The organism is Lichenicola sp. GTC18331, assembly GCF_055386855.1.
The window spans coordinates 860,723-884,432 of the sequence record NZ_AP045015.1; the positions used below are offsets into that span (position 1 = coordinate 860,723).

Genomic DNA, 23,710 nt, shown 5'->3' on the forward strand with positions numbered 1-23,710 from the left:
GGGGCGTTGCGGCGGCATGACCGCGCCCCTATAGCCCAGCCGCCTGCGAACCAGAAGCGAGGGGCGCCGTCATGCACACCTTCCACACCGCCATCGACCGGATGCTGCCGTTGCTGTCCGAGCGGCTGGGGCTGCTTCTCGTGCTGGCCGTGCTGCTCAGCATCGTCCTGGTCCGGCGCATGATCCGGCTGGCGGTGATGGACATGCCGGTCGGGCGGAGCGCGCACGAGCAGCCGACGCCGCGCGGCGGCGGGGTGGGCATGGTGGGCTGCGTTCTGCTGGGCGTGCCGGCGGCGCTGCTGCTGCTGCCGTCACCGGCGTCGCATCTCTGGCCGGCCATCCTGCTGCTCTCGGCGGTGGCGCTGGTGGCGGCGGTGTCGTGGCTCGACGATCTGCGTCAGTTTCCGCCTGCCCTGAAACTCGGCGCGCAATGCGTCGGCGCGGTGCTGTCGGTTCTGGCGGCGCTTGCCGAACCGGCCGGGAGCCCGAAGATCGTTTCGCCGTTCGTTCTGTCAGGCTGGGATCTGCCGGTCTTCTGCATCGGCGGGTTCTGCTGGGTGATGCTGTGCACCAACGCGGTGAACTTCATGGACGGGCTGAACGGCCTTGCCAGCGGGGTTTGCGCCTTGTGTGGGCTGTTTGCGGTTCTGCTAGGGGTCGTCTGCGGCGATCCGCTTCTGTCCGGCACGGGATTGATGCTGTTCGCCGGGCTGCTTGGCTTTCTGCCGTTCAATTTCCCCCGTGCCCGGATCTTCATGGGCGATGTCGGCAGTCAGGTCTGCGGCCTGCTGGTCGGAGCGTTCGCCTTGCTGCTGCTGGTGGACACGGGACGTCCGGCGCTGGCGCTGTCGATTCCGCTGATCCTGGCGGGGCTTCTGGTGGACGTTCTGTTCACGCTGCTGCGTCGTCTCCGCAACCGGGAGCGGATTACGCAGGCGCATCGCGGCCATTTGTATCAGGTGGCGGCGCGGGCGGGTATGTCCCGAACGGCGGTGACGCTGATGCACTGGGGATTCGCGGCGTGGGGTCTCGCAGTTTCGCTGACGCTCTTGCCGAACCGGCCGTTCGTGGCGATCGCGATGGTGATCCTGCCGCAATTCTCCTGGGGGATGACGGTCCGGCAGCGCGCCGCGCGTGCCGGACTCGGTTCCTGGTCCTGAACGCTTACTTGTCCAGGGTGAGCTCGATGCCCTGAGCGGCGCCGGCCAGACGGGCACCCTTGGTGAAGGTGTCGATGCGGAGTTCGACGCCGTTGCCGTTCTTCAGCACCTGACCGCCCAGACCCTTGCCGACCGTGGCTTCGCCATTGGCGGCGGCATAGGTGCCGTCGAAATCGTGCAGGTTCTTCAGGTTGTAGACCCGGCCCTTGCCGGTGATGTTCGAGAAGCCGACCGCGGCCACATCGACGCCCTTCACCGAGAAACCGTACTTGTGGTGGTTGAACAGCAGCACGCCGTGGCCCCAGCTGGCGCCGACGCCGATATCGGCGGATTTCTGCGTGATCGTGACATAGCCGACCGGCGCGCTGGTGGTGCCGGGATCTTCCGCCATGGCCGGAACGGCCAGGAGCGACGACCCGAGAACGGCGGCGGCGGCGAAAGTGGAAAGACGCATGATGATGATCCCGAACGGTTGCGTGCCGGGCGGGTCGAGACCCGCCAGAGCGAACGCAACGCGCTCGGGAACGGAACGGTTGCCCGGACGGTCAGCCGACGGCGCGACGGCTGGCACGCTCCTCGCCGCGAGTCCGGTTCGGCGCGGACGCCTCACCCATGATCGAGCGCAGCTCGCGCAGATAGGCTGCGCCCTTCAACGTGCGCTGCACCAGGATCGAACGGCGATCCATCGGGTCCACCTTGCGACGGGCGAGATCGAGTTCGCCCAGCCGGTCGAGTGCGCGGGTGATCGCGGGCTTGGACACGTTGAGTTCGGCGGCCAGACCGCGAACCGTGTGCGCTTCGTCGTTCAGATAGCAGGTGAGGAACACGCCGAGCTGGCGCGCGGACAGATCGGGTCCGTCGCGGCGCACCATGGAGACCACGGTGTCGCGGAGCGTTGCCACCAGATGGTCGGTCGCCGATGCCTGAGCCATCCCTAGAATCCTTTCCTTTGCGAGCCGGACCGCGACACGCGGCCCGTCTGTCCACCCCTTCAGATCCGGCCCGTCCTTGCGGGTCCGAACAGCGCAGCCGAGGGGTCCGACAAGGAGCCCGACATGCGTCGGTGGTGGCACTTCCGCTTATAGTCCATTCATCTCGCTTGGTTCAGTGCCGTTTACGTTACCAGACTGTTTCGTATCGGCCGCGAGATTAAGGAACCGCAAGGTCCCGTTATAAAGCGCACGCAAACCCAGCGCCTCGCCCCCCTCCGGACGGCCCGGACGGGTCGCATCGTTCCATGCGTAGGTGTCCAGATGGGCCCACCGCACCTTTTCGGCCACGAACCGTTGCAGAAACAGCGCGGCTGTGACAGCGCCGGCCATGGGCCGGGATGAAACATTATTCAGGTCCGCAACGGAACTGGATAGCCACTCGTCGTACCCTGCCCAGAGCGGCAGTCGCCAGACCGGATCGGACGACTCGGCGCCGGCCCGCTCGAACGCCATCGCGAGAGCGTCGTCGTTGGAGAACAGAGCCGGCAGATCTGGACCCAGGGCCACGCGGGCAGCGCCGGTCAGGGTGGCGGCATCCAGCAGCAGGTCAGGCTTCTCGTCGGATGCTTCGGCCAGCAGATCGCACAGCACGAGCCTGCCTTCGGCATCGGTGTTGCCGATCTCGACGGTCAGGCCGCGACGCGTCCGCAGAACGTCGGACGGGCGCATCGCGCTGCCGGACACGCTGTTCTCGACGCAACCCAGACGCAGGGACAAACGCACAGGCAGGTCCATGGCCATCACCACGCGCGCCAGGGCCAGCATCAGCGCTGCACCGCCCATGTCCTTCTTCATGCGCAGCATGCCGGCGGACGGCTTCAGATCGTAGCCGCCGGTGTCGAACACCACGCCCTTGCCGACCAGGGAGAGATGCGGCGCGGCCTCTCCCGCACTGCTCCCGCGCCACTCCGCGCACACGACACGCGGCGCGCGGCTCGATCCGGTCCCGACGGCGGCCACGGTCGGATAGTCCTTCGCCAGCGCATCGCCGCTCAGAACGGAGACCCGCGCGCCGAACTGCACTGCGACGTCCCGCGCGGCGTCCGCGAGTTCGGCCGGGCCGAGATGGTTGGCCGGCATGTTGATGAGATCGCGCGCGAGCCAGGTGGCGCGGGCGATCTCCCTTCCCTTTCTGGCCGGGTCTGGCGCGACCAGGAGGGCCGGCACCGTTTTGGCGGCACGGAAGGCGTTGAAGCGATAGGCGCCGAGGCAGAAGCCGAGCAGGGCGGTGTCGGCATCTTCGTCATCGGGAAGCGCCAGACGCCAGATCCGGGCCTCGTCCTTGCCGCCGCCCAGCCCCGCGGCCAGACCGCCATAGGCGAAGGGACCCGTTTCCTCGCCCAGCCCGAGCAGGGCGCTTTCGGTGCCGTTCTCGCCCGGCAGAAGCAGGAGTTCGCCGCGCGACGCCGCGAAGCCCCGATCCTTCGCCCAGGCCGCATGCGGAGCCGGAAGACCGGCCAGCACGGCCTCGAGCCCGGCGGGTCGGACGGCACGGACGATGCGGGCCGATGCCGCGCGCGGGTCGGACGACTCCACCAGGCAATCGAGCGGACGGTCCGTCGGGAAGAAATCGGTCTCGGTCATGGCAGCGGCTACGCTTTCGGTTGCGATCGGTTCGTTGTCCGCCCCCGGGGCGGCTCTGGCAAACCGGGCGGCACCGGAAGGGGGGGGTGCTTGCAAAGCGTCTCGGACACTCCGACCATGCCGGATATGCCAGGCGCCTCCGCTCGTCCCCATGGTTTCAACGCCGTTCATTCCTCCGGCCCGGCCGAGGGACCGCGAAGCGGCCCGTTCGCGCCCAGGGTGAAGGCGGTTCTCGGCCCGACCAACACCGGCAAGACCCATCTGGCGATGGAGCGGCTGCTGGCGCACGGCTCCGGCATCATCGGCTTTCCGCTGCGGCTGCTGGCGCGCGAGAACTACGATCGCATGGTCGCCGCCAAGGGCGAGAACGCCGTCGGGCTCATCACCGGCGAGGAGAAGATCATCCCGCCCGCCGCGCGCTGGTTCTCCTGCACCGTGGAGGCCATGCCGCTGGACGAGCAGAAGCGGCCCGAATTCGTCGCCGTGGACGAGATTCAGCTTTGCGCCGACCCGGATCGCGGCCACGTCTTCACCGACCGTCTGCTGCATGCACGTGGCACGGTGGAAACCATGTTCCTGGGCGCGGAGACCATCCGCCCGCTCCTGCACAAGCTGGTGCCGCAGGCGGAGATCGAGACCCGCCCGCGCCTGTCGCAGCTTCTGAATGTCGGGCAGGTGAAGCTGACCAAGCTGCCGCCGCGCTCGGCCGTGGTCGCCTTCTCCGCCGCCGAGGTCTACGCCATCGCCGAGCTGATCCGTCGCCGTCGCGGCGGTTGCGCGGTGGTGATGGGCCGGCTGAGTCCGCGCACGCGCAATGCCCAGGTGGCGCTCTACCAGGACAAGGAAGTCGATTACCTGGTCGCGACCGACGCGATCGGCATGGGTCTGAACATGGATGTGAACCATGTCGGTTTCGCCGGCATGAGCAAGTTCGACGGCGCCCGTCCGCGACGTCTGACCGCGGCCGAGGTGGCGCAGATCGCCGGGCGCGCCGGGCGCGGCATGCGCGACGGCACGTTCGGCACCACCGGCACCTGCCCGCCGATGCCGGACGAGATCATCCAGGCGGTGGAGGCGCACCGGTTCGATCCGCTGGAGCAGTTGTTCTGGCGCAACAGCGAGCTCGACCTGAGCAGCCCGGACGCGTTGCTGGACAGTCTGCAACGCCCGCCGCCGTCGCGCGGGCTCGTCGCCGGCAACGAGGCGTCGGACTTGCAGACCCTCGCCGCCCTGGCCGCCGATCCGGAGATCCGCAAGCTCGCCACCGATCGCAAGAACACCCGCCTGCTCTGGGATGCCTGCCAGATCCCGGATTTCCGCAAGCTGGGCGACGACAGCCACACGCGCCTCTGCGCGCGGGTGTTCAACGAGATCCACGAGCACGGGCGCCTGCCGGATGCGTGGCTCGACTCGCTGCTAACCAATCTCGATCGTGCCGACGGCGATATCGACACGCTGATGCAGCGCCTGTCCGGCATCCGCGTCTGCGCCTATATCGCCGCCCGCCGGGACTGGCTGGACGATGCCGCGCATTGGCAGGATCGTGCCCGTGCGATCGAGGACGTCCTGTCCGACGCGCTGCACGAGCGCCTGACCGCCCGCTTCGTCGACAAGCGTGCCGCCCTGCTGATCCGCTCGCTCGACGAAGCCGATCGCGGCGAAGGGGCTGAGCTTCTCTCCGCCGTCACCGCGCGCGGTGAGGTGGTGGTGGAGGGCCATTCGGTCGGGCACGTGTCCGGTTTCGCCCTGATTCCCGATCCGCAGGCGGAAGGCCCGGAAAAGCGCCTGGTGCTGCGCGCCGCACGTCGTGCGCTGCGCGAGGAGATTCCCCGCCGCGTGCAGGCCCTGGCCACGGCGACGGATGACAGCTTCTCCATCGCCGAGGATGGCCGCACCGTAGGCTGGGACGGCGCGCCCGTGGGCCGTTTGCGTCCCGGCCCGACCCTGCTGAAACCGGCCGTGGAGGTGCGCGACAGCGAGTTCCTCGACGGCAGCCAGCGCGAACAGGTTCGCGCCCGTTTGCAGCAGTTCGTCGACGCGACGATCGCCGAGACGCTGGCGCCCTTGTTCGCGGCCGAGAAGCAGGCGGCGGAAGACGGGGCGCTGCGCGGCGTGCTGCACATCCTGACCGAGCAGGCCGGGCTGGTGCCGGGGCCGCAGCGCGGGCCGTTGACGCCGGAGGTGCGCACCAAGCTGAAGGCGATGGGGGTGCGCGCCGGGCGGTTCGCCTTGTTCATGCCGGCGCTGCTGAAGCCGAAGCAGGCACGTCTGCGGGCGATCCTCCTGTCCGTGCGCGCCGGAACGCCGATGTTCGAGCTGCCGCGCGAAGGGCGCATCTCCCTGCCCGCGACGGAAGCAGGCGATGCCCCGGCGGGCATGTTGCCGCGTCTGGGCTGGGTGGTATGCGGCCCGGTGCTGCTGCGTCTTGACGTCGCGGAGAAGATCGCGGGCGAGTTGGGTTGGATCACCCGTCGCAGGCCCACCGCCCTGCCGCCCGACCTCGCCTCGCGCCTGTCCGTGCGCGGCGAGATCCTGTCTCAGGTTCTGCCGGGTCTCGAGATCCGCATGCTGCCGGCCTTTCCGCTGCCCGATGATGCGTTCGGACCGCCTGCCCCGCCGTTGATCGCGCCGCGCGGCGAGCGTGCGCGCATCCAGGGGCGCCATCGCGATCGCCGACGCCCGGACAAGACCGCCGAAGCCGCGCAGACGCCGGAAGACATGGCGGCCGGATCGCTCGCGGCCGGCGAAACGCCCGAGTCCGTGCCGGCGGATGGGGAAAAGGCGGCGGGCCGCAACCGGCGCCGTCGTGGTCGCAGGGGTGGCGGCGGTCAGGCCGCACCCGCGGAGGCGTCGGCCACGCGCGACAGCGAGGCCTCGACCGCAGGGACCGCGACGGACGGGGAGCCTGACGGCGGACGGCAGCGGAACCGGCCGAGGCACGGGCATGGCCCACGTCGCGGCAGGACAGAGCGCCCGGCCGCGCAGACGGATGCGACGGGCGACGCGGCGGCTCAGCCCAACCGTCCGGCACGCCCGAACACCAAGCCGCCGCGCCCGCCAGCGCCGCAGCGCCCGCCGGCTCGTCCCTACAACCCGGACAGCCCGTTCGCGGTGCTGGCTGGTTTGCGCTTCGGGCGCTGAGTGGCGGGAGCAGAAGAGGATCGCGACTGGCAGCGGCTCGACCTCTGGCTGTGGTCGGCGCGCTTCCTGAAGGCGCGCTCGGATTGCGCGCGTCTGGTGTCGGAAGGGTCGGTGCGGATCAACCGGCAGCCGACCGACAAGCCGCATGCGCGTCTCCGGCCGGGCGACGTGCTCACCCTGCCCCTGCGCGGCGAGGTGCGCGTGGTGCGCGTGCTGTTTCTGGCCGCGCGTCGCGGGCCGGCACCGGAAGCGCGCCTGCTCTACGAGGAGGTTCCGGGCTGAGAACCGCTCGCGAATGCCCTGATTCGCTTGCCTTCGATCCGAAACGACCACATATGTGCGCCCCGGCCGCGTCCCCTAAGGGATACGGCCCTGGTTTCACGCGCATGGGCGATGGTCCGCGTCGCACGATCGGAGATGAGCGATGACCTACGTGGTCACCGAGAACTGCATCCGCTGCAAATACATGGACTGCGTCGAGGTTTGTCCGGTCGACTGCTTCTATGCCGGCGAGAACATGCTGGTGATCAACCCGGACGAATGCATCGATTGCGGCGTGTGCGAGCCGGAATGCCCGGCCGAGGCGATCTTCCCGGACAGCGACGACCGTGCGACGGCCTGGGCGGAAACCAATGCCGAGTATTCCAAGACCTGGCCGAACATCACCCGCAAGGGCACCGCGCCCGCCGATGCGGACGAATGGAAGGACAAGCCGGGCAAGGGGGCGATGCTGTCGCCCAACCCGCACAACGCCTGAGGCCGGAACGCCGTCGTTTCCGGACGACGGCGCGCCTTCCCCGCTGCGGCGATCGGCTGCGGCGGTCTGTTTCGCGCTGTGCCAATGCGCGCTGGGCTTCGGCCTCCTCCAGCTTCTGCTGGCGCTTCTGTCATGGCAGCTTGCGCGCTTCCATCCATTGACCCTTTTCGTGTCGCCGATCCTCGCCGCAGAGGCGTGCTGGTCGGCCGGATTCGGAATGCCTCTGGTCGCGCTGCTGACCGGAGCCACGGTGGTGCGGTTCCGGTCGTCACGCCGGATCGCACTCGCCGTCACCCTTTTTGCGGCGACGACCGAATTCGGATTGCGTGTCTGGACGGCGTCCGCATCGCCGGCCGGGTTGCTGACGGCGTTGATCGCCCGCCCGCGCGACATCATCCTGTTCGGTGTCGGCGCGCCCGTGATGGCGATGGTTCTGGCGGCGGCGCTGCTGCCGTTCCGGCCGATTCGGCGAATGCTGCGCGATTACTCCAGGCCGATATAGAGCGCGACGTCGCGCAGTCCCGCGGCGGAGACGGGCAGGATCAGCATGCCCAGCAGCAGGACGAGGATCAGGCCGGTCAGCACGTTCTCGCTGCGCGGGGGCCCCTTCTTGGGGGCTTCGGGCTCGCGGAAATTGGATCCATCGAAAGCCATGGCAGCCACCCCAACCCGGAAGAACGCCGCCCCGGTATGACGCCGCCCCTCCGTATGACGCCGCCATCGTCCGGCGGCGACACCGTAACGGTCCGGCGCCGGGCGGGTTCACACCCGGCGCCATTCCCTCAACGAACCGGTTGCGTGTTCTCCAGAATACGCACCAGAACCTCGCGCAGGCGGCCGGCATCTTCGTGCATCAGCGCGTCGCGCACCCGGCCCATATGGCGTCGTTCCGCATAGAGCTGGTCGAGCAGCGACAGCACCACCGGCAGCGCCTCGTCGTCGATATGCAGGTCGTAGCGCAGTTCGACGATGAGCTGCACGCGCGCCTCGTCGATCGGCCGGAACAGCCATGCGCCGGGTTCGCCGTCGGGACGCAGCCAGCGCCGCGCCACCCATTCCTCGAGGTCCACCGGCGTTACCCGCGTGATGCGCAGGCACAGCGTGTCGGCGGTGATCATGCCGCGTTCTCCGGAGTGGTTGCGTCGCCGCGCAGGAAGGCTTTCAGCGCCGCATCCTCGGTGCCGATCCTGACCTTCAGCTGCACGAAGAGATTGCCGGCCTCGCGTCCGCCATGCGCGGCGATTCCGCGTCCGCGCAGACGCAGCACCGAACCGGTATCGGAATCGGGCGGCACGGTGAGCGAGACGGGACCGGCCGGGGTTTCCACCTGGACGCGGCCGCCCAGCACCGCATCGCGCACCGACACGAAGGCCTCCGTGCGGATATCGTCGCCGTCGCGCTGGAAGCGCTGATCCTCGGCGACGGAAACGCGGATCAGCGCGTCTCCCGCCGGTCCGCCTTCGATCCCCTCGCCACCCTTGCCGCGCAGGCGCAGCGTCTGCCCGTCCTCGAGGCCGGGTGGCACCTTCACGTCGAGCACCGAGCCGTTCGGCAGGGTGAGGCGGCGGGTGGCGCCCAGAGCGGCATCCACGAACGAGACGGACAGGGTGTAGGAATGGTCCTCGCCGCGACGCGGGCCGCTGGGGCGGGCGCGCCCTCGTCCTCCGCCGTTGAACATGTCGCCGAAGATGTCGCCCAGATCTTCCTGGCTCCAGCCGCCGCCGCCGAAGCCGCCACCCCCGAACCCCGCACCACCATAGCTGCCGTAGCGGGCGCCGGACGCGCCCTCGGCGTGTTCGCGATAGCCCGGCGGCGGTTGCGGCCGTTCCTGTCCGCCGGCATCGATCTCGCCGCGATCGAACCGGGCCCGCTTCTCGGGATCGCTCAGAATGCTGTTGGCGACGCCGATATGCTTGAACCGTTCTTCGGCCGCCTTGTCGCCCGGATGCAGGTCCGGATGGTTCTCCTTCGCCAGCCGGCGATAGGCCTTGCGGATCGCATCCTGATCGGCGTCCCGTGATACGCCGAGGATCTTATAGGGGTCGTCCGCCATCCTGCTTCCGCCTTGCTGCGCGTGATCCGGCCTAGCTGGTTCCGGCTCCGCTTCATATCAACAGCGAAGCATGCGCCGAACGCTCTGGCAAAGTGTCGGCTTGTATGGTTGGAGACGGTCTTTCCGCCGCATATCCTCCGACCAATGGTGCTTGCCGCTCATGGACACGTTGCCGACCGCTGGCGCTGCGCCCGGTTCCTTCGCTCCCGTCTGGCGCGCGCCGGAACCGTCCCGCCGCCGGATCACCGACGCCACCCGCCGGAGCGAGGCGGAATGCGTCGCCCATCTGCTGAGCATCGCGAGACCGACGCCGGATAGCGCCACCGCCATCGCCACCCGTCTCGTCGAAGCGCTGCGCACGCGCGGTCGGCCGCGTCCGGTGGAAGGGCTGATGCGGGAATACGCCCTGTCTTCGCAGGAAGGCGTGGCGCTGATGTGTCTGGCCGAAGCGCTCTTGCGGATTCCCGACGCCGCCACGCGCGACAAGCTGATCCGCGACAAGATCGGCGGCGGGCATTGGCATCGCCATCTGGGCAACAGCCAGTCCCTGTTCGTGAATGCCGCCACCTGGGGGCTGCTGATCACCGGCAAGTTGCAGGACGGCGCCGGCGAGGCCGGACTACAGGCGGCACTCCTGCGCGTGCTGGCGCGCGGCGGCGAGCCGCTGATCCGGCGCGCGATGGACCGCGCCATGCGCGTTCTGGGCGAGCAGTTCGTGATGGGAGAAACCATCGGCGAGGCATTGAAGCGCGCGCGCCCGCGCGAAGCGGAAGGCTTCCGCTATTCGTTCGACATGCTGGGCGAAGCGGCGCTGACGGAGTCCGACGCGCAGGCGTATCTCCGCTCCTACCAGGACGCGATCCGCGCCATCGGTGCGCACAACGCGGAACGGGCCCGTCGCAACAAGGCGCCTCTGCCGCTGCGCGACGCCGCCGGCATCTCGGTGAAGCTGTCCGCCCTGCATCCGCGCTACAGCCGCGCCCAGCAGGAGCGTGTTCGCGACGAGCTGCTGCCGCGCCTGTCCGAGCTGGCCAGCCTCGCCCGCGAACACAATGTCGGGCTCAACATCGACGCGGAGGAATCTGACCGGCTCGAGATTTCGCTCGATCTGGTGCAGAGCCTTTGCGAGCAGCCCGATCTGGACGGTTGGAACGGCATCGGTTTCGTCATCCAGGCCTATTCGCGCCGCACGCCGGCGGTGATCGAGCATCTGATCGCGCTCGGGCGCCGCACCGGACATCGTTTGATGGTGCGTCTGGTGAAAGGTGCTTACTGGGACAGCGAGATCAAGAAGGCGCAGGAGGCCGGGCTTTCGGATTATCCGGTGTTCACGCGCAAGCTGCACACCGACGTCTCCTATCTCGCCTGCGCGCGGCTGCTGCTGGACGCGCCGGATGCGATCTTCCCGCAATTCGCCACGCACAACGCCCAGACCGTCGCCGCCGTGATGGCGATCGCGGCCGAAACGCCGCACGATCCCGACCGCTACGAATTCCAGTGTCTCTACGGCATGGGCGAGGCGCTCTACGAGCAGGTGGTGGGCGCGAACGCGCTGGACCGGCCCTGCCGCATCTACGCGCCGGTCGGCACGCACGAAACGCTGCTGGCCTATCTTGTGCGTCGCCTGCTGGAGAACGGCGCCAACAGCTCGTTCGTGAACCGCATCACCGATCCGGAGGTGCCGGTCTCGTCCCTGGTGGGCGATCCGGTGCAGGAAGCCGCCTCGGCCTTTCCGGTCGGCGCGCCGCATGACGCGATCCCCGCCCCGGCCGCCTTGTTCGGTGTGGAGCGGCGCAACGCCGCCGGGTTCGATCTGGCTTCCGAGACCGAGCTGTCGGTTCTGTCCGCCCTGATGGAACGGGGCGGGGAGACGTCGTTCCACGCGATGCCGATCCTGGCCTTCGACGCCACGCCGACCGAATCACGCTCCTGTTCCGACCCGTCGGATCGCAGCCGGATCGTCGGCACCTGCGCCGATACCGATCCGGCGGACGTGCCGCGCGCGGTATCGGCGGCAGTCGTGTCGCATCCGGCCTGGGCGGCGACGCCCTCCGCGGAACGTGCCGCCATCCTGTCGCGTGCTGCGGACCAGCTGGAGACGTTGATGCCGTCCCTGCTCGCGCCGATCATGCGCGAAGCGGGCAAGACCGCCGCGAACAGCATCGGCGAGGTGCGCGAGGCGGTTGATTTCCTGCGCTACTACGCCGCCGACGCCCGCACCCTGCCCGATGACGGCGCGGCCTTGGGCCCGGTGCTGTGCATCAGCCCGTGGAACTTCCCGCTGGCGATCTTCACCGGCCAGGTGGCGGCGGCGCTCGCGGCCGGCAATGCGGTGCTGTGCAAGCCGGCGGAGGAAACCCCGCTGATCGCCGCCTGCATGGTGTCGATCCTGCACGAAGCCGGCGTGCCGCGCGGCGCGCTGCAATTCCTGCCCGGCGGCGGCGAGATCGGTGCGGCGCTGGTGCGCGAGCCGGGCGTGGCCGGCGTGATGTTCACCGGTTCCACCGAGGTCGCGCGGGCCATCAACAAGAGCTTGTCCGAACGCGCGAACGGCGATTCCGGCGCGATCCCGCTGATCGCCGAGACCGGTGGCCAGAACGCCCTGATCGTGGACAGCGCGGCGCTGCCGGAGCAGGTGGTGTCCGACGTGGTGGCCTCGGGCTTCGACTCCGCCGGCCAGCGCTGCTCCGCGCTGCGCGTGCTCTGTCTGCAGAACGAGACGGCACCGCGCGTCATCGCCATGCTGAAAGGCGCGATGGAGCAGCTCCGCGTCGGCGATGCGACCTTGCTGTCGACCGATGTGGGCCCGGTGATCACCGAAGACGCCCGCGAGATCATCGAGCGTCACGTGGCGCGCATGGAGGCGGCCGGCTGCCGCGTCACACGCTTTCCGTTGCCGTCAGCGTGCGCGCAGGGGAGTTTCGTGGCGCCGACCCTGATCGAGATCGACCGGATCGACCAGCTCGGCGCCGAGGTGTTCGGGCCGGTGGTGCATGCGCTGCGCTTCCGCGAGGACAGGCTCGAGGCGACCGTCGATGCCGTCAACGCCACCGGCTACGGACTGACCTTCGGCGTGCATACGCGGATCGACGACACGGTGAACCGGGTGGTGGGACGCAGCGAGGCGGGCAATCTCTACGTGAACCGCAACCTGATCGGCGCCGTGGTCGGCAGCCAGCCTTTCGGCGGCACCGGCCTGTCCGGCACCGGTCCCAAGGCGGGCGGTCCGCTGATCCTGCATCGTCTGCGCCGCGCGGAAGCGACCCACGCCATCCTGCCCGGGCAGGCGCCGGACGCGGCCTGGCGTTTCCTGTCCCTGCTGGACGGCCACCCGTCGCAGCCAGCCTGTCTGGCGATCCTGGCGCGCAGCCCGTTCGGGGTCGAGAAGTTGTTGCCGGGCCCGGTCGGCGAGCGCAACGAGTATGCGCTGCGTCCGCGCGGCACTGTTCTGTGCGTGGCGGACACCGAGGAGGACCTCCTGCTTCAGCTCGCCGCCACGCTGGCGACCGGCAACCGCGCCCGGGTCCGGGCCAGGACGGGCGAGATGCGCGCCGTCACCCGCGCGCTGCAGGCCCTGCCGGATGTTCTGGCGCTGGAAACCATGGCGTCGCCCGCGGCGGCCGTGCTGTGCGGGGCCGACGCGTTGCCCGGACTGGCGCGCGATCTCGCCGCCGCGGAAGGGCCGCTGGTGCCGGTGTTCCGTTGCGACGCCGAACGCAGCGGTTTTCCGCTGGAGTGGCTGATGCACGAGCGCAGCCTCTGCACCAACACCACGGCAGCCGGCGGGAATGCGAGCTTGATGACGCTGGATTGATTTGCGGCTATGGGGGAGGCAGCCGCTCCCCCGAACCCGAGGTCCGCATGAAGCCCTGGATGCCCGTCGCGCTGATGCTGAGCGGTCTGATGCTGTTCATCTATCTGATGAGCCTCGTGGGCGATCACATCCAGGGATAAGGCGCCCGGCGCTATTTCACGTCGAACTCGTCCCGAGAGTCGGCAATCACGGGATCGGGTTTCGCTTCCCGCTTCGCCACGCCGCGGCCGATCGCGCCGATGATGGTGAACAGGACGATCACCAGCAGGATGATCGCGAAGGCGCCGATCAGCAGCGTGAACACCATGAGACAACTCCATCCGGCCGGAGCGTGACGGGATCGGACCGATCCGCCGCCCTCCGCTTGGTTCTACCCGAAAACCGTCATCCGCCGCGTGCGATCCGCAGTATCCGGTCGATATCGAGATGCCGCTCCAGATGCGCCGCCAGAGCGTCCAGCGCCTGCTCGATGCCCGCCTCGTGATCGCGTCCCGCCGGGATGGCATCCAACTGACGGAGCAGAGCCGCGCGGGCGGCGTCGCCGGCGAACACGCCGTGCAAATAGGTGCCGGTGACGAGACCGTCGCCGGACACCGCGCCTTCCGCCCTGCCGTCGTCGCGCAGCAGGAACGGGGCGTCGCGGTCCGGCCCGTCGCTGCGGCCGATATGCATCTCGTAGCCCGTGCACGGCACGTTTCCGGCGCTGAGCCTGCCAGACACGGGCGTCAGACGCTTGTCGCCGCCAAGCACGGTGTCGATCCGGAGCAGGCCGAGGCCGGGCGCGGTGCCGGGTGGACCTTCCGTACCGTCCGGATCGGCCACGGAACGGCCGAGCATCTGGTAGCCGCCGCACAGGCCGAGGATGCGCCCGCCGCGACGCCGATGCGCCAGCAGATCGATCTCCCAACCGGCGTCCCGCAAAGCGGCGAGATCGGCGATGGTCGCCTTGGAACCGGGCAGGATCACCAGAGCGCAATCGCCCGGGATCGGCTCACCCGGCCGCAGCAGGACGCAGTCGAGATCGGGCTCGGCCAGAAGCGGGTCCAGATCGTCGAAATTGGCGATCATCGGCAGCAACAGGACGGCGACGCGGATGCGCCCGCTTCCCCCGCGACGGCGCGCGATCTGCGTCAGCTCCGCCGCATCCTCGGCCGGCAGCGCCGAGACCTGCGGCAGAAACGGCACCAGCCCGAGCGGCGCCCAGCCGGTGTGCTCGGCCACGGCGCGCATGCCATCGGCGAACAGGCTCGGATCGCCGCGCATGCGGTTGACGACGAAGCCCCGGATCAGCGCGCGATCCGCATCCGGCAGAACGGTGTGGGTGCCGACCAGACTGGCGATCACCCCGCCCCGGTCGATATCGCCGACCAGCACGACCGGCGTGTTCGTGGCGGTGGCGAAGCCCATATTGGCGATATCGCCGCGGCGAAGATTCACTTCCGACGCCGAGCCCGCGCCTTCCACCAGAACGATATCCGCCTCGGCGCCGAGACGGGCGAAGCTGTCGAGCACGAACGGCATCAGGCCGAGCTTCATCGACTGGTACTCGCGCGCACGAGCGTTGCCCCGCACCCTGCCCTGCACGACGATCTGCGACCCGATTTCGCTTTGCGGCTTCAGCAGCACCGGGTTCATGTGCACCGAGGGCGGCACGCGGCAGGCGCGCGCCTGCAGGGCCTGCGCCCGGCCGATCTCGCCGCCTTCCGGCGTCACGGCGGCATTGTTGCTCATATTCTGCGGCTTGAACGGACGCACCCGCAGGCCGCGCGACGTGAGCGCACGGGCGAGGCCGGCGGTCAGCACCGATTTGCCGACCGAGGAACCCGTGCCCTGCAGCATCAGGGCGGCGGGAGGGCTCAGAACTCGATCCCTTCCTGCGCCTTCACGCCCGCGGCGAAATGGTGCTTCACGGCGGTCATCTCGGTCACCAGATCGGCGGCTTCGAGCAGGGCCGGTTTGGCGTTGCGGCCGGTGACGACGACATGCTGCATGGCCGGACGCGTCGCGAAGGCGGCCAGCACCTCGTCCAGCGAGAGATAATCGTAGCGCAGGGCGATGGAGAGTTCGTCGAGCACGATCAGGGCGACGTCCTCTCGCTTGAGCAACGTTTCCGTCACGGCCCAGGCGCGCCGGCAGGCGGCGACGTCGCGTTCGCGATCCTGGGTTTCCCAGGTGAAGCCCTCGCCCATGGTGTGCCATTCCACAAGGTCGCCGAAGCGCTCGAGAACGCTCCGTTCGCCCGTGCTCCAGGCCCCCTTGATGAACTGCACCACCGCCGTCTTGCGCCCGCGTCCGATCATGCGCAGCAGCAGGCCGAAGGCGGCGGTGGATTTGCCCTTGCCCGCGCCGGTATGGACGATCAGCAGACCCTTCTCGACCTGCTTTTCGGCGACCTCGCGGTCCTGCACCGCCTTGCGGGCCTGCATCTTCTGCTTGTGACGGTCGGGCTCGGTGCTTTCGCTCATGCCGGGCAGGATAGCACGAGCGGGCGGTCAGAACTCCTCGTAACGTGCCGGGTCCTGATCGGCGGTGCGGCCGTTCGGGCGTGCAAGGCCGGCGATGCGGTTCATGTCGTCGTCGGACAGGGCGAAGTCGAACACGGACAGGTTCTCTTTCTGCCGCTCGGGCGAGGTGGCCTTGGGAAGAGGCTGCACGCCGAGTTGCACATGCCAGCGCAGGATGATCTGCGGGATGCTGCGGTCGAGACGCTCGGCGATCTCCTGCACGGTTTCGTCTTCGAGCATGGCGCTGGCGCGTCCGAGCGGGCTCCAGGCCTGGGTGACGATGCCGCGCGCACGGTCGGCCGCGCGCTGCGCCTCCTGCGGAAAATACGGGTGCAGTTCGATCTGGTTGACCGCCGGCGCGACGCCGGTTTCCGCGATCAAACGGTCCAGATGTTCGGGCAGGAAGTTGCAGACGCCGATCCTGCGGACCAAACCGCGCTTCTGCGCCTCGATCAGCGCCTGCCATGCCTCGACGTAACGGTCCTGCTTCGGGTTCGGCCAGTGGATCATATAGAGGTCGAGATGATCGAGCCCTGTGCGAAAGACGGATTCCTCGATCGTGCGCAGCGCGTCGTCATGGTCGTGGTGCCGGCCCGGCAGCTTGGACGACACGATCAGCGCGTCGCGCGACACTCCGGACCGTCGTACCGCCTCGCCCACCGCGCCTTCATTCTCGTAGTTGAAGGCGGAGTCGAGCAGACGATAACCGCGCTGGATCGCGCCGATCATGGTCTCGACGCCTTCCCGCCCGTTCAGCTTGTAGGTGCCGAAACCGACGGCGGGGATCTCGCCGCCATCGCGCAGGGTCAGGGTGGGGATCGCCGGCACGGAATGCTCCTGGATTGTTCGGCGTTGTAACGCGCGGCGGCGCGGTGGTTGCATAGCTATGCGATTTGCTCGGAGCCAACGGAGATAAAGCTCGGGCCGGTCAACACCGTCATTGGCGACAAGCGTCACAGGATGGCCTGCGATGACTGTCGCGTCTCTCGGCTATGTCGGTCTCCACGCGCCTGACGGTGGAAGCAATTGCCCTCAGGTCGCGCCAGGCTCCGGTCGGACTGCGTCACCCTTCACCACCATCGGCAATCCCGCCACCACCAGAACGACCCGGTCGGCCAGCGTCGCGATGCGCTGATGCAGCAGCCCGGCCTCGTCGCGGAACCGACGGGACAAGGCGTTGTCGGGCACGATCCCGAGCCCGACTTCGCTGCCGACGAGCACGGTGGCGGCCGCGCGCGCCCGCAGCGCGTCGAGCAGCGCGGCCGTCGCGGCGGCGATGTCCCGCTCTTCCAGGATCAGATTGGTGAGCCAGAGCGTCAGGCAGTCCACCAGCACCGGCTGCGGTCCGGCCGCGCGGAGTGCTTCCGGCAGAGCGACCGGTTCCTCGACCGTATGCCAGCGCGCGTTGCGACGGTCGCGATGCTGCGCGATGCGGACCCGCATCTCGTCGTCCCAAGCACGCCCCGTCGCGAGATAGAGCCAGGGTGCGGGCCAGGGTTCGAACAACGCCTCGGCGTAGCGGCTCTTGCCCGAACGCGCCCCGCCCAGAACCAGAGCGATCAACGGACCCTGCGCGTCGGCACGGGAACATTGCACAGATCCGTGGCGCCGGCCGGGCGCACGAAGAACGGATCGCGCCGGTCGACACGCGCCGCCAGCACGGCCGCGAACGCGGCGCCGCCCGGCGGCAGGATCTGCACCATCGGCCGCGACCGCTCCGGCATGTCGGCCACGACCTGCACGGACCGGATCGGCACGCGGTCCTTCGGGTCGGCGTAGAAGCCCAAAGCAGCGGTGCCCCGTGGCAGGGCGGACAGGATGTCCATGCCGGACACCACGCGGCCAACCAGGGCGATATTGCGGTCGAGCTGGCGCGGCGCCTGACCGTTCACGGCATAAAGCTCCTCGCCGCTGCCGGTATCGGGCGGCATGTCGCGCCCGACGCCGACCATGCCGTAGCAATGGGTGAGCCAGGTGTGCCTGCCGTCGCTCGCCACTGGGAAACCGTCCGTCCAGCCCACCTTCGCCGCATAAGGGTCGGGAAAACCGAGCGGAACGATCGGCGAACCGGCCTCGCTTTCGTATTCCGCCGGCGGATGCGCGACGATGCCGGCCGGCAGCGTCTGCCCCTCCGGCATGCGCGCCCATTGCACCACGTAGTCGTCCTGTTCCCGCACGATGGCGGCACCGTTCCACCAGCCTGCACGGGCCAGTTTCAGGATATTGCCGACGTGGACGGGCGCGAAACCGGGCGCGAGTTCGATGATCACCTGGCGGTTGTCGGCCAGCGTCATCAGCAACAGACGCGACGGATCGAGGTGGTGCCAGGCCGTGTCCGGCGCGGCGGCGACGATCTCGGCCGGCGATCGCCCCGCAGGAGCCGCCGCGACCGTCAACAGGGCGGTGCAGGCGAGAAGAAGACAGCGTGAAAGGCGCATGGGCTTGGTCCCGGGACTGCCGCGTTTTCGGCCGGTAAACGTAGCGGCTTCATCGCGTGCGCGAAACGCGCCCGAGGCTCCTCCGGCTGATGGATCGGCCGCCGCTCCCGATACGATGTCAGAACGATGTGTCGGAATTCGGAAGCGGAGATAGGGGGAATATCGATCCGCGACGGGCAACGCGTTTTTACCCACTGAATGCCGCCGGACGGATGCTCGATCGTACCGACACGAATTCGGCTACCGAGGCGTCCCTCGAACCGTCGCAAATTGGAATAAATCGAACGTCGATACGTCATCTCATGTCATGTCATGCGATCGGAAGTCCAAAAAACAGATCCAGTTTTACAATATTAGACAAGCGTGTTTCTGAATTCAAAACTCTTTTCGTTATCGGAACAATGTTCTATAGAAACGACAAAGATTTTATTTACATCTCTCTCAAAATAGAGACAGCTTCATGGCCAAATTGTTGTTCTCGACATTCGCCTCTCGCACGGCGACTACAGGGATGGACCGGCAGATCGCCGCGCAGGCGGTCTTCGTCGATCCTGCCGTGGCGGATTACGCATCGCTGCTCGACGGCGTCTCGCCCGATACCGAAATCTACCTGCTCGATCCGTTCGAGAACGGTTTGAAGCAGATCGCCGAAGCGCTGTCCGGCCGGAACGGCCTCGCCTCGATCTCCGTGATCGCACACGGCAGCGAAGGCGCGATCCGGCTTGGCGCCACCACGGTGAATGCCACCGCCGTTGCCGGGTCGCAGGATGCGTTCGCCAGGATCGGCGCGTCGCTCGCACCCGGCGGCAGTATCCAGCTTTATGGCTGCGACACGGGGGGAGGCAGCAACGGGCAGGCCCTGGTCGATCAGATCGCCGCCGCGACCGGCGCCCATGTCGCCGCAGCCTCGCATCCGGTCGGCGGCCTGACGCCCGGGGACAGCTGGACGCTCGATGTGACCAGCACCGGCGCGCCTCTCGCTGCGGCCGAGGTGTTCAGCAAGGCGTCCGAAGAAGCGTTCGCGCAGCCCTTGGCCAGCAATGGCCCGCCGGCCGGGCTGCCGATCAATATCGGCACCTTCACCGGAATCTCCAGCTTTGCTGCGGCCGGCAACACCCTCATCAACAGCAACGGCTACCTGCAGCTGACCGATGCCGTGAACAACCAGCACGGGATCGCCGTCTACAAGCAGTCGTTTCCGTCCACGACCGGCATCTCCGTCCAGTTCACCTATTATTCCGGCGGCGGCGACGGGGCCGACGGCATCTCGTTCTTTCTGCTCGATGCCGACGCGATCACCGCCGCAGGCGGCTCCGCCAGCACCGTCCAGGCGGGCGGCTACGGCGGCGGTCTCGGCTACTCCAACGACGGACAGGCTGGCATCACCAACGGCTTCCTCGGCATCGGCTTCGACACCTACGGCAACTTCTCCGCAACGGATCGCGGCATCCAGACCGGCATCGGCCAGATCCCGAACGAGATCGGCGTGCGCGGCGCGGGTAACGGCACGAGCGGCTACAAGCTGCTGAGCACGAACAAGTTCGCCGCCGGGATCGACGGCACGCGCACGGTCAAGATCAACCTGCTCAAGATCGACAGCGGGCACGAAAGCCTCTCGGTGTTCGTCAGCACCGATGGCGGCAGGACCTATAACCAGGTCATCAACAATCTCAGCGTTGCGCAGACGCTGCCGAACAATTTCTATCTCGGTTTCGCGGCGAGCACGGGCGGACACAGGGATCTGCATGCGATCGAGAACGTCTCGGTCACGCTGCCGGTGAACCTTTCCGTCTCAACGCCGGTCATCACCTATCCGAATTCCGCCCAGGCCGGCACCTACACGCTGCTGCCGGGCGACAGGTTCTCCTACACCTACACCATCACCGACACCGGACCGAACGGTTCCAACCAGATCACCCTTCTCGACGCGCCATCCTCCGTCGAGACCAACGTGACATGGACGGTCAAGGACGACGCCCAGACACAGACCGGCACCGGCGCGATCAATCTCAACAACATCAACCTGTCTTCCGGCGACAGCGCCACGGTGACCGTGACCGGCACCATCAGCGCGACCGCCCCCAGCGGCAACGCCAGCCACACCCTCACCTCGACCCCGGGCACCGCCTTCTCGTTCCAGACCCCGTCGACCGGGGTGGTGGCGATGGCGATCGGCTCGGGCAACCCGCAGCTCTTCGGCATCGTGCCGACCGGCCTGACCAGCGGCACGACGCCCATCGCTCCGTTCTATGCGGCTCAGGTGGCGGATGCGCACGGCACGCCGACGATGAGCGCCACGCTGACGCTCACCAACAGCGCCGGACGCGTCACCGCCGACAACGGCATCTTGTCCGGCACCGGCCTCACCGCCACCGCGACGCCGGGCGTCTACACGTTGAGCGCCAGCAGCCTCGCCGCCTTCAACGCCGACCTGGATTCATTGCTGTTCACGCCGACCGGCGCCGCCTCGCCGGTCGACACCACCATCTCCCTTTCTGTGTCGGACGGCATCTCCGGCACGATCCCCGCCACCGCATCGACAGTCATCACGGCGACCTGCTTCCTGTCCGGCACCCATATCCTCACGCCGGACGGAGAGATCACCGTGGAAGCGTTGTTTGAACGGCGCCGGACCGGCGCGATCGATCTGGTCGCCGTGCAGGAAGCGGGCGACGTCGTTTTCCGCCCGATCCGCTGGATCGGCACGCGCCATCTCGACAGCGCCGCCGTCGCGGAAAGCGGGGAATACCCGATCCGCATCCGGCGCGACGCGGTCGCCCAGGGCATTCCGCATCGCGACCTGCTGGTCACGGCGGAGCATTGCATCCTGGTCGAGAACCGGCTCGTGCCCGCCCGCATGCTGGTCAATGGCGGCAGCATCGTCGAGGACCGCTCGATCGGCAGCTACAGCTACTTCCATATCGAGCTGGACCGGCACGGGATCCTGATCTCCGAGGGGCTGACCACGGAAAGCTACCTGGACACCGGCAATCGCAGCCATTTCTCCAACAACGACGTGGTGATGCTGCGTCCGCGTTCGTCCGCCGGCGAAAAGAGTGGCGAACCGAGCGGCACCGCCGAGAACGGTCTGCCGGTCGAAACCGCGCGCGCTGTCGTCGAGCCGATCTGGCAGCACCTCGCCCGGCGTTCGGCCGCACTGGGGCTCGCCATGCCCGCGCGGACCGTGCCGACGCAGCACGATCCCCGCATCGCGCTTCGTCTCGATGACGGGAGCACGGTTTCGGCACGCTGGCAGGATGGCGGACGTCATTTCTTTCCGCTGCCGGCCGGGCGCCGCGCTGTGGCGCTGGAATCACTGTCGTCCAGCCCGGCCCGGGCGATCGGCCCCTTCGTCGACGACCGGCGCCGGCTTGGCGTGCAGGTGTCCGGTTTGATCCTGTGGCAGGGTCTGGAGGGTGAGGCGGTTGCAGCGGCCGCGCTGGACGGGGCCGGCTGGCACGCTCTGGAGCAGGATCGGCGCTGGACCGACGGCGCCGCCAGTCTGGCACTCGGCGAAGCCCGTCACGAGACCTGCTTCCTGGAGGTGTCGGTCGTCGGCACCCTGCCCTACCCGGCTACGACGGGGCGGCCTGAGATCGCAGATCTTCCCGACGCCGCCTGACGACGCGGAGAAAGCCCCGGGGGGACGGCCGCTGACCGATCGCCCTCGGGATGCTCCGCCGCATGGCCCGCGGACGCTGGAGCCGGCGCCGGTCTCACCAGCGCCGGGACCGGCGCAGAAACGACACCCACCCGAGCGCCGCGCCCAGATGGCGCAGGAGCTGGAACGAGAACGGCTCCAGCACGGACGCGACGAGCGCCAGCGGGATCGACGCACGCCGGCCGCGTCCGAGCCACGACCGATAGGCATGCAGTGACCAGAGATGGAAGCCGATATCGAGCACAATCTTGGCGCCGATCACGCCGGCCACCGGCAGCAGCACGTCGAAGCGCCCACGGATCAGAAACACCGCGATCAGCACTGCGCCGATCAGCCCGTAGAAGGGCTGCATGGTGTCGATCGCCTTCACCGGCAGCATCGCCCAGCCCAGCACGCCATAACGCCGGTTGCCGACCATGTGCCGGTACCAGAGCTGGGTTTGCAGGAACCCGCCGAACCAGCGCCGGCGCTGGCGCAGAAACGCGCCCAGCGTGCCCGGCACCTCCGTGCTGGCCTGCGCCGTGCCGATCACCGCCGTCTGCCAGCCGAGGCCCAGGCGACCGGAATGGTCGCGCATGCGGTGCGTGAGCTCGTAGTCCTCGACCAGACAATCCGGGTCGAACCCGCCCACCTCCAGCACCGCGTCGCGCTTGTAGCAGGAGAACGCGCCGCTCAGCAGCATCAGCGCGCCCACCCGCCCCCAGGCGGCGCGGGACAGGAAGTTGCGGATGTATTCGTAGCCCTGGAACCACTGCATCAGCCGGCCGGACAATCCGGGCGCGCAGAACGGACGCAGGACGCCGGTCGCCGCCACCAGGGCCGGATCGGACACGAAGGCGCGACGCATCGCTTCCAGCGCATCCGGCTCCACCTGCGTATCGGCGTCGATGGTCATCACCAGTTCGGTCTCGGCGCGGGCGATCGCCTGGTTCAACGCCAGAGCCTTGCCGCCGCGCGGCAGTTGCAGCCAGCGCAAGGCGCCGCCGCCATCCGGTTCGAGCCCGAACCGCTCGCGCAGCAGACGGTCGGTGCCGTCGTCTGACCCGTCATCGGCGATCAGGATGCAGTCCGGCGGCGTGGTCTGGCCGCGCAGCGCGGCGATGGTGTCCGCCAGCACGCCGACCTCGTTATGGGCGGCGACGATCACCGTGGCGGCTGGGAGGGCCGCCGCCGGGATTGGCTGGACCGGACTTTTCCGCGCCAGGAACAAGGACTGCCGGAACACGAAGATCAGCAACAGCGTATCGTAGAGCACGTAGACCAGTCCGGCCGACCAGGCGAACAAGCCGCCCCCGCCGAAGGCGCGGACGATCAGCAGCACCCAGAGCAGCATCACCGCGCCATGGATCAGCACGCTGGCGATCGGCGTGGGCGGCGGCGAAAAGCGCGGCGACAGCACGCGGCGACGCTCGGCCAGCACGGCGGACAAAGAGGAATCCATTCAAGCGTACCTTTCGCCGGTCTTCTCGCGATAGCGCCATTCGAGCTCCGGTCGCCAACCGAACCACATCGTCGGCCCGGAGACGGTCCGGCGTCATCGTGTCGCGCCCGTTTCGCGGTCGACATATAGGCATCGCACGCCGTTTGGCATCGCCGCCCTTGCCTT

At 68.5% G+C, this 23,710-nt stretch carries 20 protein-coding genes; 7 read left to right on the forward strand and 13 right to left on the reverse strand.

Annotation, left to right across the window (positions count from 1 at the left end; genetic code table 11):
- The first annotated feature begins 71 nt into the window (after window positions 1–71).
- Entirely contained in the window at window positions 72–1,160 is a 1,089-nt protein-coding gene (locus ACZ5BM_RS03995; protein ID WP_498910076.1) for a glycosyltransferase family 4 protein, read from the forward strand.
- Between the two features lie 4 nt (window positions 1,161–1,164).
- Here ACZ5BM_RS03995 and ACZ5BM_RS04000 read toward each other — a convergent pair whose 3' ends face one another.
- The 3 genes from ACZ5BM_RS04000 to ACZ5BM_RS04010 all read right to left on the reverse strand — a co-directional run bounded on the left by ACZ5BM_RS04000 (window position 1,165) and on the right by ACZ5BM_RS04010 (window position 3,736).
- On the reverse strand, window positions 1,165–1,614 hold the full coding sequence (locus ACZ5BM_RS04000; RefSeq protein WP_498910077.1) for a hypothetical protein: 450 nt from the start codon (window positions 1,612–1,614) through the stop codon (window positions 1,165–1,167).
- Between the two features lie 91 nt (window positions 1,615–1,705).
- Window positions 1,706–2,092, reverse strand: a complete 387-nt coding sequence (locus ACZ5BM_RS04005; RefSeq protein ID WP_498910078.1) for a MarR family transcriptional regulator — start codon at window positions 2,090–2,092, stop codon at window positions 1,706–1,708.
- A gap of 147 nt (window positions 2,093–2,239) precedes the next feature.
- Window positions 2,240–3,736, reverse strand: a complete 1,497-nt coding sequence (locus ACZ5BM_RS04010) for a leucyl aminopeptidase family protein (protein ID WP_498910080.1) — start codon at window positions 3,734–3,736, stop codon at window positions 2,240–2,242.
- A 117-nt stretch (window positions 3,737–3,853) separates the two neighbouring features.
- Between ACZ5BM_RS04010 and ACZ5BM_RS04015 the strand changes: the two genes are divergently transcribed.
- The 4 genes from ACZ5BM_RS04015 (at window position 3,854) to ACZ5BM_RS04030 (ending at window position 8,136) form a co-directional block, all read left to right on the forward strand.
- On the forward strand, window positions 3,854–6,877 hold the full coding sequence (locus ACZ5BM_RS04015; protein ID WP_498910082.1) for a helicase-related protein: 3,024 nt from the start codon (window positions 3,854–3,856) through the stop codon (window positions 6,875–6,877).
- Entirely contained in the window at window positions 6,878–7,159 is a 282-nt protein-coding gene (locus tag ACZ5BM_RS04020; protein ID WP_498910084.1) for an RNA-binding S4 domain-containing protein, read from the forward strand.
- A gap of 142 nt (window positions 7,160–7,301) precedes the next feature.
- Window positions 7,302–7,634, forward strand: coding sequence for a ferredoxin family protein (gene fdxA, locus ACZ5BM_RS04025; RefSeq protein WP_498910086.1), 333 nt, complete (start codon window positions 7,302–7,304; stop codon window positions 7,632–7,634).
- A 217-nt stretch (window positions 7,635–7,851) separates the two neighbouring features.
- Window positions 7,852–8,136: a hypothetical protein gene (locus ACZ5BM_RS04030; RefSeq protein ID WP_498910088.1), complete on the forward strand. Its 285-nt coding sequence runs from the start codon at window positions 7,852–7,854 to the stop codon at window positions 8,134–8,136.
- Here ACZ5BM_RS04030 and ACZ5BM_RS04035 read toward each other — a convergent pair.
- The 3 genes from ACZ5BM_RS04035 to ACZ5BM_RS04045 all read right to left on the reverse strand — a co-directional run bounded on the left by ACZ5BM_RS04035 (window position 8,118) and on the right by ACZ5BM_RS04045 (window position 9,687).
- Window positions 8,118–8,288, reverse strand: coding sequence for a hypothetical protein (locus ACZ5BM_RS04035; RefSeq protein ID WP_498910089.1), 171 nt, complete (start codon window positions 8,286–8,288; stop codon window positions 8,118–8,120). The two genes, ACZ5BM_RS04030 and ACZ5BM_RS04035, sit on opposite strands and share 19 nt — an antisense overlap.
- A 128-nt stretch (window positions 8,289–8,416) precedes the next feature.
- Entirely contained in the window at window positions 8,417–8,752 is a 336-nt protein-coding gene (locus tag ACZ5BM_RS04040) for a chaperone modulator CbpM (RefSeq protein ID WP_498910091.1), read from the reverse strand.
- Window positions 8,749–9,687 (reverse strand): J domain-containing protein, encoded by a 939-nt coding sequence (locus tag ACZ5BM_RS04045; protein ID WP_498910093.1) that lies wholly within the window; start codon window positions 9,685–9,687, stop codon window positions 8,749–8,751. The genes ACZ5BM_RS04040 and ACZ5BM_RS04045 overlap by 4 nt, the downstream gene beginning before the upstream one ends.
- Before the next feature lie 160 nt (window positions 9,688–9,847).
- Here ACZ5BM_RS04045 and putA point away from each other — a divergent pair, with 160 nt between their 5' ends.
- Complete coding sequence (gene putA, locus ACZ5BM_RS04050; RefSeq protein WP_498910094.1) at window positions 9,848–13,501, forward strand: bifunctional proline dehydrogenase/L-glutamate gamma-semialdehyde dehydrogenase PutA; 3,654 nt, start codon at window positions 9,848–9,850, stop codon at window positions 13,499–13,501.
- Window positions 13,502–13,652: 151 nt separating this feature from the next.
- On the opposite strand, the gene ACZ5BM_RS04055 is transcribed toward putA, so the two are convergent.
- From ACZ5BM_RS04055 to ACZ5BM_RS04080, 6 genes are all read right to left on the reverse strand, one after another.
- Window positions 13,653–13,808 carry a hypothetical protein gene (locus ACZ5BM_RS04055; RefSeq protein ID WP_498910096.1) on the reverse strand — a complete coding sequence of 52 codons (156 nt, stop codon included), beginning with the start codon at window positions 13,806–13,808 and terminating at the stop codon, window positions 13,653–13,655.
- Between the two features lie 77 nt (window positions 13,809–13,885).
- On the reverse strand, window positions 13,886–15,340 hold the full coding sequence (locus ACZ5BM_RS04060; RefSeq protein WP_498910097.1) for a cobyric acid synthase: 1,455 nt from the start codon (window positions 15,338–15,340) through the stop codon (window positions 13,886–13,888).
- Between the two features lie 17 nt (window positions 15,341–15,357).
- Window positions 15,358–15,966 carry a cob(I)yrinic acid a,c-diamide adenosyltransferase gene (gene cobO / locus ACZ5BM_RS04065; protein ID WP_498910099.1) on the reverse strand — a complete coding sequence of 203 codons (609 nt, stop codon included), beginning with the start codon at window positions 15,964–15,966 and terminating at the stop codon, window positions 15,358–15,360.
- A 27-nt stretch (window positions 15,967–15,993) separates the two neighbouring features.
- Complete coding sequence (locus ACZ5BM_RS04070) at window positions 15,994–16,887, reverse strand: aldo/keto reductase (protein ID WP_498910100.1); 894 nt, start codon at window positions 16,885–16,887, stop codon at window positions 15,994–15,996.
- Window positions 16,888–17,037: 150 nt separating this feature from the next.
- Window positions 17,038–17,568: a bifunctional adenosylcobinamide kinase/adenosylcobinamide-phosphate guanylyltransferase gene (gene cobU / locus ACZ5BM_RS04075; protein WP_498910102.1), complete on the reverse strand. Its 531-nt coding sequence runs from the start codon at window positions 17,566–17,568 to the stop codon at window positions 17,038–17,040.
- Entirely contained in the window at window positions 17,565–18,443 is an 879-nt protein-coding gene (locus ACZ5BM_RS04080) for a peptidylprolyl isomerase (RefSeq protein WP_498910104.1), read from the reverse strand. The genes cobU and ACZ5BM_RS04080 overlap by 4 nt, the downstream gene beginning before the upstream one ends.
- A 511-nt stretch (window positions 18,444–18,954) precedes the next feature.
- Between ACZ5BM_RS04080 and ACZ5BM_RS04085 the strand changes: the two genes are divergently transcribed.
- The gene (locus ACZ5BM_RS04085) at window positions 18,955–22,065 is read left to right on the forward strand and encodes a DUF4347 domain-containing protein (protein WP_498910106.1); all 3,111 of its coding nucleotides are present in this window, start codon (window positions 18,955–18,957) and stop codon (window positions 22,063–22,065) included.
- A 94-nt stretch (window positions 22,066–22,159) separates the two neighbouring features.
- Here the strand turns inward: ACZ5BM_RS04085 and ACZ5BM_RS04090 are convergent, their stop codons facing one another.
- Window positions 22,160–23,545 (reverse strand): glycosyltransferase family 2 protein, encoded by a 1,386-nt coding sequence (locus tag ACZ5BM_RS04090; RefSeq protein WP_498910107.1) that lies wholly within the window; start codon window positions 23,543–23,545, stop codon window positions 22,160–22,162.
- Between the last annotated feature and the right edge of the window lie 165 nt (window positions 23,546–23,710).